The following is a 13,978-nucleotide window of genomic DNA, read 5'->3' as shown; positions in this document are numbered from 1 at the left end:
CGCCGCAACCGTCAGTGCGAGAAGGACTCCTGCGGAGCCTGCGCCGCCGCGTCGTCCGCCGCGCCTGCGGGCTGGGGGCCCGCGCCGCGCAGCGGGACCTCCTTGACGAACCAGGCGGCCGCGAAGCCCAGTACGGCGATGAACGCGCCGAGCAGGAACGCGGAGTGCGTACCGGCGGCGACCGCGTGCTGGTAGGCGTCGCGCACGGCCTCCGGCAGCTTCGCCAGGCTGGCCGCGTCGAGCTGGGCGGAGCCGGCCGCCTGGGCGGCCTGCGGGCCGAGGCGCTCGCTCATGGTGTCCGTGACCCGGCTGGTGAACAGCGAGCCCATCAGGGCGACGCCGAAGGAGCCGCCGAGCGTGCGGAAGAGGGTGGCCGAAGAGGACGCGACGCCCATGTCCTTCATGTCCACGCTGTTCTGCGCGACCAGCATCGTGATCTGCATCAGGAACCCGAGGCCGGCGCCGAGGACGGCCATGTAGACGCCCGAGACCAGGCGGGTGGTGTCCGTGTCCATCGTGGCCAGCAGGTACATGCCGACGACCATCAGCGCGCCGCCGATGATCGGGAACATCTTGTACTTGCCGCTGCTGGTGGTGATCCGGCCCGCGATCAGCGAGACGACCATCATCGACAGCAGCATCGGGAGGAGCAGCAGGCCGGAGTTGGTGGCGGAGGCGCCCTGGACCGACTGCTGGAAGAGCGGGAGGTAGAGCACGCCGCCGAACATCGCGAAGCCGACGAGGAACCCGATGACCGACATGAGCGTGAAGTTGCGGCTGCGGAAGATGTGCAGCGGCATGACGGGCTCGGCGGCCCTGGTCTCGGCGAAGAGGAACGCGGCGATCGACACGATGCCGACGACGATCAGGCCGATGATCTCCCCGGAGCCCCAGGCGTACTCGGTGCCGCCCCAGGTCGTGACCAGCACGGTCGAGGTGATGGCGACGGTCAGCAGCGCGGCGCCCAGGTAGTCGATCTTGCCCTTGGCCTTCTTCTTCGGCAGGTGCAGAACGGCGGTGACCATCGCCAGCGCGACGGCTCCGAGCGGCAGGTTGATGTAGAAGGACCAGCGCCAGCCCATGTGGTCGGTGATGGTGCCGCCGACCAGCGGTCCGCCGATCATGGCGAGGGCCATCACGCCGGCCATCATGCCCTGGTACTTGCCGCGCTCACGGGGCGGGATCAGGTCGCCGATGATCGCCATGACGCCGACCATCAGACCGCCGGCGCCGAGGCCCTGGATGGCGCGGAAGCCGATCAACTGACCCATGTCCTGGGCCATGCCGCTGAGCGCGGAGCCGATCAGGAAGATCACGATGGAGGTGAGGAAGGAGCCCTTCCGCCCGTACATGTCGCCGAGCTTGCCCCAGATGGGGGTGGAGGCCGCGGTGGCCAGCGTGTACGCGGTGACCACCCAGGAGAGGTGCTCCAGACCGCCGAGCTCACCGACGATCGTCGGCATCGCGGTACCGATGATCATGTTGTCCAGCATGGCCAGGAGCATGGCGATCATGAGGGCCATGAGGACGACGCGGACGCTGCGCGGCTTCACCCCCTCGGAGACCTCTGCCGTCTTTATTTCTTCAGCCATGTCCACTCCCCAGTCACCCACCTGCTCCGGACCCTTACTTGCCGCCCGGCTAGTTCACTACACTGGGGAAGGTAGACCCGTAACTAGCCGGGCGTCAAGTAAGTAATCTTGGGGAGATCCATGTCCAGCAGCAGTCCGCAGGCGCGCCGCGGCAATACGCGCCAGCGCATCCAGGACGTCGCACTGGAGCTCTTCGCCGAGCAGGGGTACGAGAAGACGTCGCTGCGCGAGATCGCGGAGCGGCTGGAGGTCACGAAGGCGGCGCTGTACTACCACTTCAAGACCAAGGAAGACATCATCATCAGCGTCTTCGAGGACCTGACCAGGCCGATCGACGAGCTGATCGAGTGGGCGAAGCAGCAGCCGCCGACCCTGGACACCAAGCGCGAGGTGCTCCGGCGCTACAGCGAGGCGATGGCGGCGGGCGCGCCGCTGTACCGCTTCATGCAGGAGAACCAGGCGACGATGCGGGAACTGAGCATCGGCGAGACGGTCAAGCGCAGGCTGTTCACCCTGGTCGAGCTGCTCCGCACGGAGGACGGACCCCTGGCTGACCAGGTCCGCTGCGTGAGCGCCCTGTTCACCCTGCACGCGGGGATGATGTTCCTCCAGCACGTGGAGGGGAACCCGGAGGAGACGCGACTGGCCGCACTGGAAGTCGCCACCGACCTCATCACGCAGGCCCACCAGGCGTCCTGACGCCCGACGGCCCGACGGCTCGACGGCCCACCACCCGGCCCGGTCCGCACAGCCCGAGTCCATCGCGAACTGAACCGTGGTGGTCTTCGAGTCCGCCGGCACCTCGAAGACGATCCGGCCCAAAGCGCTGGCCCCGAGCGTCGATGACCTGTGCCCCGCCGCCCGGCCTGCCGTCGTACACGAGCTTGCCGGTGTTCCTCAGCTCGAAGCGCGCGGCGACCCAGCGCTTCCCGTCCTTCGGCTTGCCGTGCTCGCCGGCCCCTGCCGCCGGGTCGGCCCCATTCCTTGACCGTCACGGCCAGCTGCTCGCCGCCCTCCTGATCCCGGAGGGTCAGGGTTTCGCCCAGCGGTGCCCGCTGGACCTTCTTGCCCTTGCCCTTGCCCGGTGCGTCGGGGGCGGCGGTCTCGGATTTCGACGGTTGGTCGGGACCGGCCCCTTCACCCCCTCCCCCGCAAGCGGTCAGCGCGAGGACGCCGACGAGAGCCAGCGCTACGACGGACGGTCGCATGATCCCCCTGGGACGGACGTCGAGATTCGACCGGCGCCGCATCATCGGGGAGGCGTGGGCGCCGTGTGGACGATGCACCCATCGCGACACGCGAAGGTCACCGGGGCGCCACCAAGTCCGTCCCGTCACTCGATCCGGGGGTTTGCGAGCCGGACAATTACTCTGCGTAATCAGATTGGCTACCTTCAGTGAAGTGCGCCACCCGGATCGGCCGTACGGCGCCCGAGCGAAGGACACCGTCATGCCATCCCGCACCAGGTCGGCCGTCGTGGCCGCCCTCGCCCTCATGGCCCTCACCGCCGGCCCGGTCCCCGCCACGGCCGCGCCGCCAGCGGCCCCCCTCGACCACACCGCTCTCGACTACACCGCCCTCGACTACACCGCCCTCGGCGACTCCTACAGCGCCGGCGCCTTCGTCCGCCCCTGGGCCACCAATGACGGCTGCGGCCGCTCCGCCTCCAGTTACCCGCAGCAGACCGCCCGCCGTCTGGGCGTGCGCCTGACCGACGCCACGTGTTCCGCCGCCGAGGTCAGAGCCGGGGTCCTGGAGCCGCAGACCGAGCTGAGCGGTCCCCCGTCCGTCCCGCCCCGGAACGGCTGGGCCCCGCGACCGGCCCAGATCAAGGCCGTCACCGCCGCCACCGACCTCGTCACCCTCGGCATCGGGGGCAACTCGGTCGGGTTCATCGACATCATCAAGAAGTGCGTCGAGCAGGGCGTCGCGGCCTTCGGGATCGGCAGCCCCTGTTCCACGCACTACACGCGCGGTCCCGGCGCCGGCCCGCTGAACGGCAGGTTCACCGCCCTGGAGGCGGACTTCGCGACCGTCCTCAAGGAGATCAAGGCCCGCGCACCCCGCGCCAAGGTGGCCGTCGTCGGCTACCCGGCCATCGTCGCGGACCGCACCGGCTGCTCGTTCGGCTCGTGGCGCCAGCTCGGCACCGTCACCAAGGGGGACATGTCCTTCCTCGACACTTTGGAGCGCCGGGTCAACACCGTCCTGCGCGCACAGGCGCAACGCGCGGGCGCGGTCTACGTCGACACGTACGCCTCCAGCACCGGGCACGGCGTATGTGCGGGGCCGGAGCAACGGTGGATGTACGGGATCAAGGACAACCTCACCGGCCCCGGGACCCAGAGCGACCCGCCCTCCGGGCTGTGCCGCATGGTCCCCGGCAACGGGGAGGCGTGCACGGTCCTGCACCCCAACCTCCGCGGCGCCACCCACCAGGCCGACCTGGTCACCCGGGCCCTGACCGGATTGGCGGCCCGCAGCAGATGACCCTCACCCGGCCAGGGCCCGGCCCGAGGAGCGGATGAAGGCGACGAGGGCGTCGGCATAGTGCTCCGGGTGGGTGAGGTGGGGGACGTGTCCGTCCCCCACCAGCGTCCGCATCCGCGCCTGGCCGAGCGCGGTCGCGAGCTTGCCGACGATCACCGGGAACCAGGGCGGGCTCTCGCTGCCGAAGGTCAGCAGGGCGGGGCCCTGATGACCGGAGAGGCGGGTGAGGTCGATGCGTGACCAGTCCGGGTCGGCCTGTTCCGCCGCGAACGCGGGGGCGTTGGCGGTGAAGGTCTCCCGGAAGCGCTCCGGCACCTGCTCCCAGCCGCCCGGCTCGCTGACGACCTCGTCCACGAACCGCTGCGCGCCGACCCGACGCTCACCTGCCCCCAGAGCCGCGACGACCCCGTCGAGGGCGGTCTGCATGGCCTGCATCAGCGGTCGCAGTTCCCGGTCCCCGTCGCCCACGATGCTCAGGAGCGGGGGCTCGTGCGCGGTCAGGGTGCGCAGCAGCTCGGGGCGGCGGGAGGCGAGGCCGAGCGCGGTCGAGGCCCCGAAAGAGTTCCCGGCCACATGGGCCGGGGCGCCGAGCATCTCGATCAGGGCCGCGAGGTCGTCCTCGTCCTGCCGCCGACTGCGCCGACCTGGCGGGCGCTCGCTGCGGCTGTGGCCGCGCCGGTCGTAGACCAGCACCCGGAACGACTGCGCGAGGCGGGGCACGACGCGCTGCCAGGTTTCGTGGTCGACCCACGAGCCGTGGACCAGGACCAGGGGTTCACCCTCGCCCACGACCTCGTAGAAGAGGTCCACTCCGTTCACCCGCGCCCGTGCCATGCCGAGTCTCCTCACCTGGGGCGCCCGGGGGTCCGAGCGCCCGCGCACAGACATACCGCGGGCCGGCGCGCGGCACACCTGCCCGCGGCTCAGGTGAGGCGGCGGTCCTCGGGGTCGATCGGGACGTCATTGATGCTGGCCTCGCGCCGCCGCATCAGTCCGTCGCCCTCGAACTCCCACTGCTCGTTGCCGTGGCTGCGCCACCACTGGCCGGCGATGTCGTGCCACTCGTACTCGAAGCGGACGGAGATGCGGTTGCCGGTGTACGCCCACAGCTCCTTGCGGAGGCGGTAGTCGAGCTCGCGCTCCCACTTCTCGGTGAGGAACGCCCGGATCTCGGCGCGGCCGGTGAGGAAGCGGTCGCGGTTCCGCCAGACCGAGTCCTCGGTGTAGGCGAGGGCGACGCGCTCGGGGTCTCGGCTGTTCCAGGCGTCCTCGGCGGCCTGGACCTTGGCCCGGGCCGTTTCCTCGGTGAAGGGCGGCACGGGCGGGCGTACGGCGGGGACGGTCATGGGTGCACCTCGGTCGGACGAAGGGATGAAGGGAGGAAGAACGGAGAACGATCGTTCTCACTGAGGGGGGACGATAGAGAACGATCGTTCTCGACGCAAGCGGTTCTGGGCTACGCTGCCGTCATGAACGACGAAGAGGCCCGCACCCGGCTGCTGGACACGGCGGAGGCGCTGTTCTACGCCGAGGGCATCCAGGCCGTCGGCATGGACCGCATCCGCACCACGTCGGGAGTGCCGCTCAAGCGGCTCTACAAGGTCTTCCCGGCCAAGGAAGCACTGGTCACGGCCTACCTCGAACGCCGCGACCGGCGCTGGACGGCGAGCCTGCGCGCCGCGGTGGCGCAGGCCGCCGATCCGGTCGAGGCGACGGGTGCGCTCTTCGACTGGCTGGCGCGGTGGTTCTCGGAGCCGGAGTTCCGGGGCTGCGCCTTCCTGAACGCGTACGGAGAGCTGGGCACCGGCCCCGCGGGGGTACTGGACGTCGTACGCCGCCACAAGGCAGAGCTGCGGGAGCTGCTGGCGGAGCTGACCGGCCCCGGCCGCGAGGACCTGGCGGACCAGCTGCTGATCCTGGTCGAGGGCGCCACGGTGGTCGCGGCCCTGGACCCCGGCCCGGAACCCGCACACCGCGCCCGGGAAGCGGCGTCGACCCTGCTCCGGGCCACCCAACAGCCGAACTAGTCGGGCTGGACGGACTGCTCGGGATCGTGACCGGCGTCGAGCTGATCAGCGGGTTGTACGGCGAAACCGAGCCCTCGCCGGTCTACGACATCCACACCGCCCCGGCCGTCGGCATCACCCAGCGCACGGCGGAGCACTTCCGCCGTCGAGCCGTCAGCGAATTAGCTGCCACCGGCGGCGGTGGTGCGGGGGAAGGTGATCTCGACGCGGCGGTTCTTCTTGCGGCCTTCCTCGGTGCTGTTGTCGGCGATCGGGTAGTCCTCGCTGTAGCCCCGGACGTCGTAGATGACGCCGGGGCTGGTGACGGTCTTGGCGAGCTCGGCCTGAACGGCGTCGGCACGCTGCTTGGAGAGCTCCTGGCCGTGCTCGTAGCTGCCCTGGTCGTCGGTGAACCCGAAGATGCGGACACGGGTCGCCTTCTGGGAGTTGATCTCGTTGGCGATGGCCTGTATCCGGGCGGCGGCCTGGGCGTTGAAGACGGCACTGTTCTCGGGGAAGAGCACCTCGGACTGCAGCGCCATCATCACGGACTGGTTGGTCTCCTGCCGCCGCTGCTCACCGCCGAGGTCTTCGACGACCTCGGCGATGTCGAGCACCTTGATCGGAGCCAGGGTTCCGCCCTGGGGGATCTTCAGCCCGGGGGCATCGGAGTCGATGGGCACGGGAGCGGCGGCGGAGGGTTCGGTGCCGGGGGGTACGGACGGCTTGACGTCATCGGCGTGGGCGCTCGTCGCGCCGATGAAGTGGGCCCCGGCGATGACGAGACCGGCGACGGCTGTCGCAGCGGAGACGCGGTGGCGTTTATTCATGGGGTCACCCGGAGAGTTTGATGGTGGCCGTGGCGAAGGTGGGCAGGTTGAAGTCCACCTGAGTGGTGTTGTTCGGAGGCACCGGGAACTGCGCGAAGAACGGAACCGCCTGGCCGGCCTCAATGATGGTCAGGCCGGTAGTGCACAGGCACCGCCCGTCTGTGTCGCGCAGCACGTAGTACCTCTTCTTAGCGGCCTTGTCGACCAAGGTGACACCCGCGACCGAGGCCCCGCTACTGTTGAGTTCATTGCCTCGCCATGCCGCAGTACTGGCGAAAGCCTGACTGCCGGTGTTCTTCAACTGGCCACTGACCGTAAGGAATCCGCCCGCGTCACGCACCGCGGAGTTGATGGTGAGAGTCATGCCGCTTTCGCCGTTCACGGTGGCGAGCACTTCGGTCGGCGTGGGCTTGGGGCTACTGCCGGGGTCCTGCGACTGGGATGCGGCTCCCTGGGTATTCGACGACGCAGCCTGGCCCGCCTTGGGCTTGCTGTCGTCACCCCCACCACAACCGGCCATCGTGATCGCCAAAACCGCCGCAGCTACAGCGGCTGCTCCCCCGCGGACCTTCACCGAGTGCCGAGTGCTCATCTATGCCGCTTCCTTCTCTCATTCACTGTCAATCGACCAAGTGCACGTCAAACAGGGTCCTGGCCAGCTTGCGCCAGGGGTCGGGCTTCGAAGGGTCCAGCACCAACGCCTTTCCGCCCTTGCACTTGAACGTCACAAATGACGCCGAGGTCGGCGTCGGAATAGGGGTCTGGGTGGCAGAAGGAGCTGGGGTGGGAGCAGGGTCCGGGGCATCGCCCAGAGTGCAGCGCGGCTCGATCGCTGCGGTTGCGTGCGCCTTCCCGTGCACGCCGTCAGTTCCAGGGATGACCGACTTGCCGACTGTCCCGTTGGTCGTCACCTCAACCGTGAACTTGCGTAGCGACGGCGCACACGTCGCCGACGCGTCGTTCTGCTCCGCGAAGCCGCTCGCTTCTTCACAGGCGCCGGTCGAATCCAGCAAATCCCCGCGAAGGACCTCCTCCCAGTCCTCTGGCTTGAACTTCGCAAAATCCAAGCCCGGCACCAGGTGATCTCGGGCATTGCGTGCCGCCGCGAGGGCCGCGGCGTCGGCGGCACCTTGGGCATTGCTGCGCGTAAGTGCCGCCTGCCCTACGACGAAGAAGGCGAACGCGGCGAAGAGCATGCCGGCCACCACCACGATGTAGATGGGGAAGGCCTGCCCTCGGTCGTCGACCCTTTCTGAGGTCACTTCCCCGCAGTGACCGATGCAACTGCAGTAGCGATCCGATTGGTGATGGCCTGGCCGATGCCCGTGCCGACGATGGCTCCGATGATCACCACGACCACCAGGATGATGCCCAGGTATTCGAAGGCCGTCTGGCCTCGATCGGTCGGGGGCTTGTGGGTGTACCGCTTCCGGAGCCTCGCCAGGGTGTTCTGCAACATGGGGGTTCCCTCCCGGGCCGGTGCCGCTGTTGGTTTGCGGACCGTACGGGGAGTCACCGGTGATAACCAAGGGTCCCGGGGCCCAATTACGGACCCACTGCGCACTCCGTCTACCCATGACCGGTCACCCCTGGACGGGCCGTTCCCAGCCAGCGGGCTATCGCCTCGCTGCGGCTCGTGCTCTGGAGCTTCGCGAAGATGCGGTTGATGTGGTTCTTGACCGTCTTCTCGCTGATGAAGCAGGTGGCCGCGATCTGCTGGTTGCTCATCCCGGACGCGATCAGATCCATGATCTCCACCTCCCTCGAACTCAGGTTGAAGAGAACCGAGTTGTGCATCCGCTCTGGAGACTGTGCCACAGATCGTTGCGGTTGCGAAGAGGTCCGGAGGTTCGCGAGGAGGGCGGTCGCCGCCGTCGTCGTGAAGTGGGCCCGGCCCTCGCGGACGTCGCGGACCGCGCGGAGCAGGTCTTCCGGGGTGAATTCGCCGTGGACCAGGTAGCCGCCCGCGCCCAAGAGGAGCGCCTCTCGGACGATTTCCGATTCCTGGCTGTACGTCAGCATCAGTACGGGCGCCAGCTGTACGAGGTGCGGCAGGGCCGAGATGCCGTCGACGCCCGGCATGCGGACGTCGAGCAGGATCACGTCGGGGGCGTGCCGGCGGGTCAGACTCAGGGCTTCGCGGCCGTCGGCCGCCTGGGCGATGACCTCGATGTCCCCTGCCGTGGCGAGCAGCGCGGCCAGGCCGGCCCGTACGACCGGGTTGTCGTCGGCGATCAGCACGCGGATCGGCATCACGGGCTCCCTTCCTGGGTCAGGGCCGCGAGCGGGAGGTCCAGGCGGACGAGGGTGCCGGGGCCGGTCGGCCGGGCGCCGATGTGGAGGCGGGCGCCGATGGCCGCCGCGCGTTCCGTGATGCCGAGCAGCCCGAAGTGGCCGCTGCGGTGCAGGGCGTCGGGCGGCAGGCCCCGGCCGTCGTCCTCGATGCTCAGGGTGAGGTCGGTGGTGTCGACGGCCGCCGAGACCGTGACGCGCGTGGCTCCGGCGTGGCGGCGGGCGTTCTCCAGGGCTTCCGAGGTGACCGCGAGCAGGTGGTGTGCCACCGGGGCGGGAAGCGGGGGGAGGGCCTGCGGCGTGTGGAGTTCCGCGTTCGCCGCAGCCGCGGTGCGGCGCAGCCCGCCCAGCAAGCAGGCCCCGGGGGCCTCGGCGTCGCGCCGCAGGTCCGTCAGCAGTTCGCGGGATTCCGCCGCCGCCCGGCGGGCCGCGCCGGAGAGCTGGTCGGCCTGCCGGCGCAGGGCGGCCGGGTCGGTGGTGCGGGCGAGGGCGTCCGCCGCCAGGGCCAGGCCGTGCAGGGTCTTCGACACCGAGTCGTGCATCTCGCGGGCCAGGTGGTCCCGTTCGGCGCGCACCGCCTCGGCGACGGCCAGCCGGGCCCGGGTTTCCGTCAGGGCCTGGCTGGCCGAGCCGAAGCGGAAGAGGAGGTCTCGAAGGGAGGCGCCGGCCGCGCCCGCCAGGAGGCACAGTGCGGCCACGGTCGGCCCGCCGGCGAGGGCGGCCACCGCGACCGCCGCCAGGGCCGCGTAGACCGCGGAGCCGCGCCATCCGTGGACCAGCCCGGCCAGCAGGGGCGTGCAGAGGACGGCGAAGCCGAGGGGCGACTTGGGCGTGGCCGTGACCAGCAGCAGCCCGGAGCACGCCAGGTCCGGGGCCAGTAGCCAGCGGTGGCGCAGCAGCAGCGGGCCGAAGCGCTCCCAGTCGCGGAAGAGCACGTAGGAGAGCATGAAGGTGAGCAGGACCGCGCCGCCCACGAGGTACGTCGGCCCGCCGCGTGCCGTGCGTCCCAGGGCCAGTGGCGCGCCGAGGCCGATCATCACCATGCGGAACGCGAAGACCCGGCGGCACAGGGACTGGAGGGCGTTGGCCTGGAGGGTGAGGGAGGGGCCGGCCTGCCGGTGGGTGGCGCGGGCTCCTCCGCGCGACGCGGCCAGGGGGATCTGGAGGACGGCCACGGCTCATCCGCCTCCGAGCATCGCGCCGAAGTCGACGTCCGCGCCGTAGACGAAGCCGCACACGAGCAGGATCAGCGTGCCGGGCAGCATGAACATGGTGACCGCGAACGTGGCCTTGGGCACGGCCCGGGCCGCCCGCCGCCGGGCGTTCTGGGCATCGGTGCGGCGCATGTCTTCGGCGATCGCGATCAGCGTCTCGACGATCGGCGAGCCCAGCTCCTCGCCCTGCTGGAGCGCGGTCACGAACTGCGCGACCTGCTCGGAGTCGTTGCGCCGGCGCAGCTCGTCGAAGGCCTGGCGGCGGCTGACGCCCATGTCCATCTGCTGCAGGGTGATGCGGATCTCGTCGGACCAGGGTCCCTCGTACTTGGCGGCGACCCGCTCCAGCGCCTGCCGGAAGCCGAGCCCGGCGCTGACGACGACCGCGAGCACGTCCAGGAAGTCCGGCAGCGTCCGCTCGATGTGGTCGCGGCGGACCCGGATCGCCGACCACAGGCCGACCTCGATCCAGAACAGGCCGAAGGCGACCATCAGGAGGGCCGGTACGAGCTGCCCGTTGATCAGCATCGAGAAGGCGCCGAGGGCGCCGAGGAACCCGTACACCGCGCGGCGCGCCGCGTACCGGTCGATGGTCAGGCCGGCCGGGTTGCCCGCCATGTCGATCTGGCGGCGCTTGCGGGCGACCCGGTTCGGTCCCATGAGGCGCAGGACGAGCGGCGCCCAGCGGATGCCCATCCGGTCGACGGCCGAGCCGACGGCGGTCGTCCGGGTGGCTCCGACCTCCAGGGCGAGCGCGAGGTCGCTCGGCAGTTTGGTTTCGGCGCGGTAGATGCGGATGCCGTGGCAGGCGCCGAAGACCGACACCCCCAGCAGCAGGGCCAGCAGCAGAGCCGTCATGTCCGTCGCCCCCTCACACGTCGATCTTCGAGAGGCGGCGGATCAGGACGAAGCCCAGGGTGAAGAGCCCGATCGCCACCAGCACCGCCGTCTGGCCGATGAACGCGCCGGTCATCCGGTCCAGGGCGCCCGGCATCATCACGTTCACCAGCAGCAACGAGCCGAGCCCGATGGCCGGCACCAGGTACGCCGTCACGGTCACCTGGGACAGCTGGGTGCGGATCTCGCGCCGCGTTTCCTTGCGCTGCTCCAGCGTCACGGTCAGGTTGCGCAGGCTGCCGACGATCGCACCGCCCGCCCGCGCGGACAGGACGAGGGTGGAGACGAGGACGACCAGTTCCCGGGAGGGCAGCCGCTGCGCGATCTCGCCGAGCGACTCCTCGATGGAGTGGCCGACGGCCAGGCGGTCGGCGACGCGCGAGAGCTCCTCGCCGGCCGGTGCCTCCAGTTCCTCCGCCGCTATGGCGATGGCCGTGCGCAGGGCCAGCCCGGCCTGGGTGGCGTTGGCGAGGATGCGGGCGAGTTCGGGCAACTGATTGATGAAGCGCTCGGTGCGCCGGGCCCGCTGCCAGTTGAGGAACGCGTCGGCCGCCCACAGGCCGATCAGGCCGGCCACGGGGCCGAAGAACGGGGCCAGGAAGCTCGCCGCGACGAGCCAGACGCCGGCGACCGACATCAGCATGTAGACGAAGAACTCGCCGGGAGTGAGGTCCAGGCCGGTCACCGCCAGCTTCAGTTCGATCCGCTTGCCGAGCGCGGTCTTGCGCAGGCGCCGGTCCACACCGGAGAAGCGGCGTCTGCGGCCCGTCGGCTCCGGCGCTCCGTCCGTGGCGAGGCGTTCGATGAGGGCGGCGCGCTGGGCGCGGCCGGCGGCGTAGGCGTGGACGCCGGCGACGACGAGGACGCAGGTCAGCAGCGTGGCGCCGAGGGTGAGGAGGATCAGTGGGTTCACAGGGCTGTCCGGGTGATGCGGGTGGCGAGCTGGTCGTCGGACACGGCGACCCCGAAGGCCTGCGGGATCGGCTGGTTGTTCATGTAGAGGCGGTCCGCGATCCGGCGCGGCAGCGGGAAGTACTCGAAGTGGCCGTGGACCCGGCCGTCGGCGCCCATCGGCTGGGCGGCGAACCGGCAGACGGTGGTGATGCGGAAGGGTTCGCGGCCGTGCGAGTCGAGGATGGCGATCTCGGTGACGCGGCGTGAGCCGTCCCCGTAGCGGGTCAGCTGGACGACGACGTTCACCGCGCTGTTGATCTGGTCCTGGAGGGCTTCGAAGGGGACCTCGACCTCGGACATCGAGGCGAGGGTCTGCAGGCGCATCAGGGCGTCCTCGGCGCTGTTCGCGTGGACGGTGGCCAGGGAGCCGTCGTGGCCGGTCGACATCGCCTGGAGCATGTCGAGCGTCTCGCCGCCGCGGACCTCGCCCACGATGATGCGGTCGGGGCGCATGCGCAGGGAGTTGCGTACGAGGTCGCGGATGGTGATCCGGCCCTTGCCCTCCACGTTCGCCGGGCGGGATTCGAGGCGGATGACGTGCGCCTGTTGGAGCTGGAGCTCCGCCGAGTCCTCGATGGTGATGATCCGTTCGCCCTCCGGGATCAGGCCGGACAAGGCGTTGAGGAGGGTGGTCTTCCCGGTGCCGGTGGCGCCGGACACGATGACGTTCATCTTCGCCTGGACCAGGCCGGACAGCAGGAGGAGCATCTGCTCGTCCAACGAGCCCAGGCCGATCATCTCGTGCAGGGTGAACGCGCGCGGGAAGCGCCGGATCGTGAGGGTGGCCCCGGTCAGGGACAGCGGCGGGATGATCACGTTGACGCGTTCGCCGCTGGGCAGGCGGGCGTCGACCATCGGATTGGCCTCGTCGACGCGGCGGTTGACGGTGGAGACGATCCGCTCGATGGTCTGCATCAGCTGGTCGTGCGAGGCGAAGCGCAGCGGCAGCTGCTCCACCCGGCCGGCGCGTTCGACGAAGATCTGGTCCGGTCCGTTGACCATGATCTCGGAGATCGAGGCGTCTTCGAGGAGCGGTTCGAGCACACCGAGACCGAGCGCCTCGTCCACGACCCGGCGGATCAGCTGGGCCCGTTCGACGGTGGACAGGACCGGGCCCTCGCGGCTGATGATGTGCCCGAGGACGCGCTCCAGCCGGGCCCGGCGCTCGGCCGGCGCGAGCGCCGACATCTCGGCGAGGTCGATCTCCTCCAGGAGTTTCGCCCGGTACGCGGAGACCAGCCGGCCGTCCTCGCGGGGACCGTGCCGGTCGTCGGGGGTGTTGACCCGGGAGCGCAGGCTCATGGTCCGGTCTCCTCGGGATCGTCGTTGGGCATGACGGCGGTGGCCTCGGCGGGGTCGATGGAGAGGCCGGGAACGATGGACTTGATCGGGATGGACACCTTCGCGGTGACGGCGTCCGGGCCCGAGGTCACGTTCACCGTCGCGTCGAGGCCGGAGCTGATGGCCGCCGTGCCGGCCGCCGACCCGGCGCCCGGCTTGCGTGCCTCCACGCGTGCGGCGGTGCGGGCTGCGGTCTCGGCCTGCTGGTGGACGTAGCCGACCCAGCCGAGCTGGATCCCGCACAGCGCGACGAACAGCAGAACGGGTATGAACCCGATGTATTCCAGGGCTACTTGGCCCCGGTCCCGGCCGAGGCCGCGGCCCCGCCCTCGGCCCCGCCCCCGGTCGCGTCTTGCGTTCAT

At 70.3% G+C, this 13,978-nt stretch carries 16 protein-coding genes; 3 read left to right on the top strand and 13 right to left on the bottom strand.

All coding sequences use genetic code 11. The features are described 5' to 3' along the window. Positions 1–11: 11 nt before the first annotated feature. A complete protein-coding gene (locus OG974_RS26345) occupies positions 12–1,592 on the bottom strand; it encodes an MDR family MFS transporter (protein ID WP_327285155.1) in 1,581 nt (526 codons plus the stop codon). 120 nt (positions 1,593–1,712) lie between these two features. Between OG974_RS26345 and OG974_RS26340 the strand changes: the two genes are divergently transcribed. After that, a complete protein-coding gene (locus tag OG974_RS26340; RefSeq protein WP_327285154.1) occupies positions 1,713–2,291 on the top strand; it encodes a helix-turn-helix domain-containing protein in 579 nt (192 codons plus the stop codon). 750 nt (positions 2,292–3,041) lie between these two features. Continuing rightward, positions 3,042–4,082, top strand: coding sequence for an SGNH/GDSL hydrolase family protein (locus tag OG974_RS26335; protein ID WP_329314410.1), 1,041 nt, complete (start codon positions 3,042–3,044; stop codon positions 4,080–4,082). A gap of 3 nt (positions 4,083–4,085) precedes the next feature. Here the strand turns inward: OG974_RS26335 and OG974_RS26330 are convergent, their stop codons facing one another. Then, positions 4,086–4,916 (bottom strand): alpha/beta hydrolase, encoded by an 831-nt coding sequence (locus OG974_RS26330; protein WP_327285152.1) that lies wholly within the window; start codon positions 4,914–4,916, stop codon positions 4,086–4,088. A gap of 89 nt (positions 4,917–5,005) precedes the next feature. Further along, the gene (locus OG974_RS26325; protein WP_328763495.1) at positions 5,006–5,428 is read right to left on the bottom strand and encodes a nuclear transport factor 2 family protein; all 423 of its coding nucleotides are present in this window, start codon (positions 5,426–5,428) and stop codon (positions 5,006–5,008) included. A gap of 123 nt (positions 5,429–5,551) precedes the next feature. Here OG974_RS26325 and OG974_RS26320 point away from each other — a divergent pair, with 123 nt between their 5' ends. Continuing rightward, positions 5,552–6,109 carry a TetR/AcrR family transcriptional regulator gene (locus OG974_RS26320; RefSeq protein ID WP_328763493.1) on the top strand — a complete coding sequence of 186 codons (558 nt, stop codon included), beginning with the start codon at positions 5,552–5,554 and terminating at the stop codon, positions 6,107–6,109. 161 nt (positions 6,110–6,270) lie between these two features. Here OG974_RS26320 and OG974_RS26315 read toward each other — a convergent pair whose 3' ends face one another. The 10 genes from OG974_RS26315 to OG974_RS26270 form a co-directional block, all read right to left on the bottom strand. Then, positions 6,271–6,918 carry an OmpA family protein gene (locus OG974_RS26315; protein ID WP_329314406.1) on the bottom strand — a complete coding sequence of 216 codons (648 nt, stop codon included), beginning with the start codon at positions 6,916–6,918 and terminating at the stop codon, positions 6,271–6,273. Between the two features lie 4 nt (positions 6,919–6,922). After that, the gene (locus OG974_RS26310; protein ID WP_371644652.1) at positions 6,923–7,510 is read right to left on the bottom strand and encodes a hypothetical protein; all 588 of its coding nucleotides are present in this window, start codon (positions 7,508–7,510) and stop codon (positions 6,923–6,925) included. Positions 7,511–7,538: 28 nt separating this feature from the next. Further along, entirely contained in the window at positions 7,539–8,180 is a 642-nt protein-coding gene (locus tag OG974_RS26305) for a pilus assembly protein TadG-related protein (protein WP_371644651.1), read from the bottom strand. Continuing rightward, positions 8,177–8,377 (bottom strand): hypothetical protein, encoded by a 201-nt coding sequence (locus OG974_RS26300; RefSeq protein WP_371644650.1) that lies wholly within the window; start codon positions 8,375–8,377, stop codon positions 8,177–8,179. The genes OG974_RS26305 and OG974_RS26300 overlap by 4 nt, the downstream gene beginning before the upstream one ends. Positions 8,378–8,487: 110 nt before the next feature. Then, complete coding sequence (locus OG974_RS26295; RefSeq protein WP_329314402.1) at positions 8,488–9,171, bottom strand: response regulator transcription factor; 684 nt, start codon at positions 9,169–9,171, stop codon at positions 8,488–8,490. After that, positions 9,171–10,385 (bottom strand): sensor histidine kinase, encoded by a 1,215-nt coding sequence (locus OG974_RS26290; RefSeq protein WP_371644648.1) that lies wholly within the window; start codon positions 10,383–10,385, stop codon positions 9,171–9,173. The genes OG974_RS26295 and OG974_RS26290 overlap by 1 nt, the downstream gene beginning before the upstream one ends. A gap of 3 nt (positions 10,386–10,388) precedes the next feature. Continuing rightward, on the bottom strand, positions 10,389–11,282 hold the full coding sequence (locus tag OG974_RS26285) for a DUF5936 domain-containing protein (RefSeq protein WP_327285142.1): 894 nt from the start codon (positions 11,280–11,282) through the stop codon (positions 10,389–10,391). A 13-nt stretch (positions 11,283–11,295) separates the two neighbouring features. Next, positions 11,296–12,234: a type II secretion system F family protein gene (locus OG974_RS26280; protein ID WP_327285141.1), complete on the bottom strand. Its 939-nt coding sequence runs from the start codon at positions 12,232–12,234 to the stop codon at positions 11,296–11,298. Next, positions 12,231–13,577, bottom strand: a complete 1,347-nt coding sequence (locus OG974_RS26275; RefSeq protein ID WP_327285140.1) for a CpaF family protein — start codon at positions 13,575–13,577, stop codon at positions 12,231–12,233. The genes OG974_RS26280 and OG974_RS26275 overlap by 4 nt, the downstream gene beginning before the upstream one ends. Beyond that, positions 13,574–13,978 carry a TadE/TadG family type IV pilus assembly protein gene (locus tag OG974_RS26270; protein ID WP_329314398.1) on the bottom strand — a complete coding sequence of 135 codons (405 nt, stop codon included), beginning with the start codon at positions 13,976–13,978 and terminating at the stop codon, positions 13,574–13,576. Before OG974_RS26270 ends, OG974_RS26275 begins: the two co-directional genes overlap by 4 nt.

It is taken from the genome of Streptomyces sp. NBC_00597, from assembly GCF_041431095.1.
Taxonomy (GTDB): Bacteria; Actinomycetota; Actinomycetes; order Streptomycetales; family Streptomycetaceae; genus Streptomyces.
Note: the sequence above shows the minus strand (reverse complement) of the source record. Positions and strands in the feature narration are given on the sequence as shown.

Coding starts and splice junctions, on each gene's coding strand:
- OG974_RS26345 (WP_327285155.1), bottom strand. CDS start 1,592: ATGGCTGAAGAAATAAAGACGGCAGAGGTCTCCGAGGGGGTGAAGCCG.
- OG974_RS26340 (WP_327285154.1), top strand. CDS start 1,713: ATGTCCAGCAGCAGTCCGCAGGCGCGCCGCGGCAATACGCGCCAGCGC.
- OG974_RS26335 (WP_329314410.1), top strand. CDS start 3,042: ATGCCATCCCGCACCAGGTCGGCCGTCGTGGCCGCCCTCGCCCTCATG.
- OG974_RS26330 (WP_327285152.1), bottom strand. CDS start 4,916: ATGGCACGGGCGCGGGTGAACGGAGTGGACCTCTTCTACGAGGTCGTG.
- OG974_RS26325 (WP_328763495.1), bottom strand. CDS start 5,428: ATGACCGTCCCCGCCGTACGCCCGCCCGTGCCGCCCTTCACCGAGGAA.
- OG974_RS26320 (WP_328763493.1), top strand. CDS start 5,552: ATGAACGACGAAGAGGCCCGCACCCGGCTGCTGGACACGGCGGAGGCG.
- OG974_RS26315 (WP_329314406.1), bottom strand. CDS start 6,918: ATGAATAAACGCCACCGCGTCTCCGCTGCGACAGCCGTCGCCGGTCTC.
- OG974_RS26310 (WP_371644652.1), bottom strand. CDS start 7,510: ATGAGCACTCGGCACTCGGTGAAGGTCCGCGGGGGAGCAGCCGCTGTA.
- OG974_RS26300 (WP_371644650.1), bottom strand. CDS start 8,377: ATGTTGCAGAACACCCTGGCGAGGCTCCGGAAGCGGTACACCCACAAG.
- OG974_RS26295 (WP_329314402.1), bottom strand. CDS start 9,171: ATGCCGATCCGCGTGCTGATCGCCGACGACAACCCGGTCGTACGGGCC.
- OG974_RS26285 (WP_327285142.1), bottom strand. CDS start 11,282: ATGACGGCTCTGCTGCTGGCCCTGCTGCTGGGGGTGTCGGTCTTCGGC.
- OG974_RS26275 (WP_327285140.1), bottom strand. CDS start 13,577: ATGAGCCTGCGCTCCCGGGTCAACACCCCCGACGACCGGCACGGTCCC.
- OG974_RS26270 (WP_329314398.1), bottom strand. CDS start 13,978: ATGAACGCAAGACGCGACCGGGGGCGGGGCCGAGGGCGGGGCCGCGGC.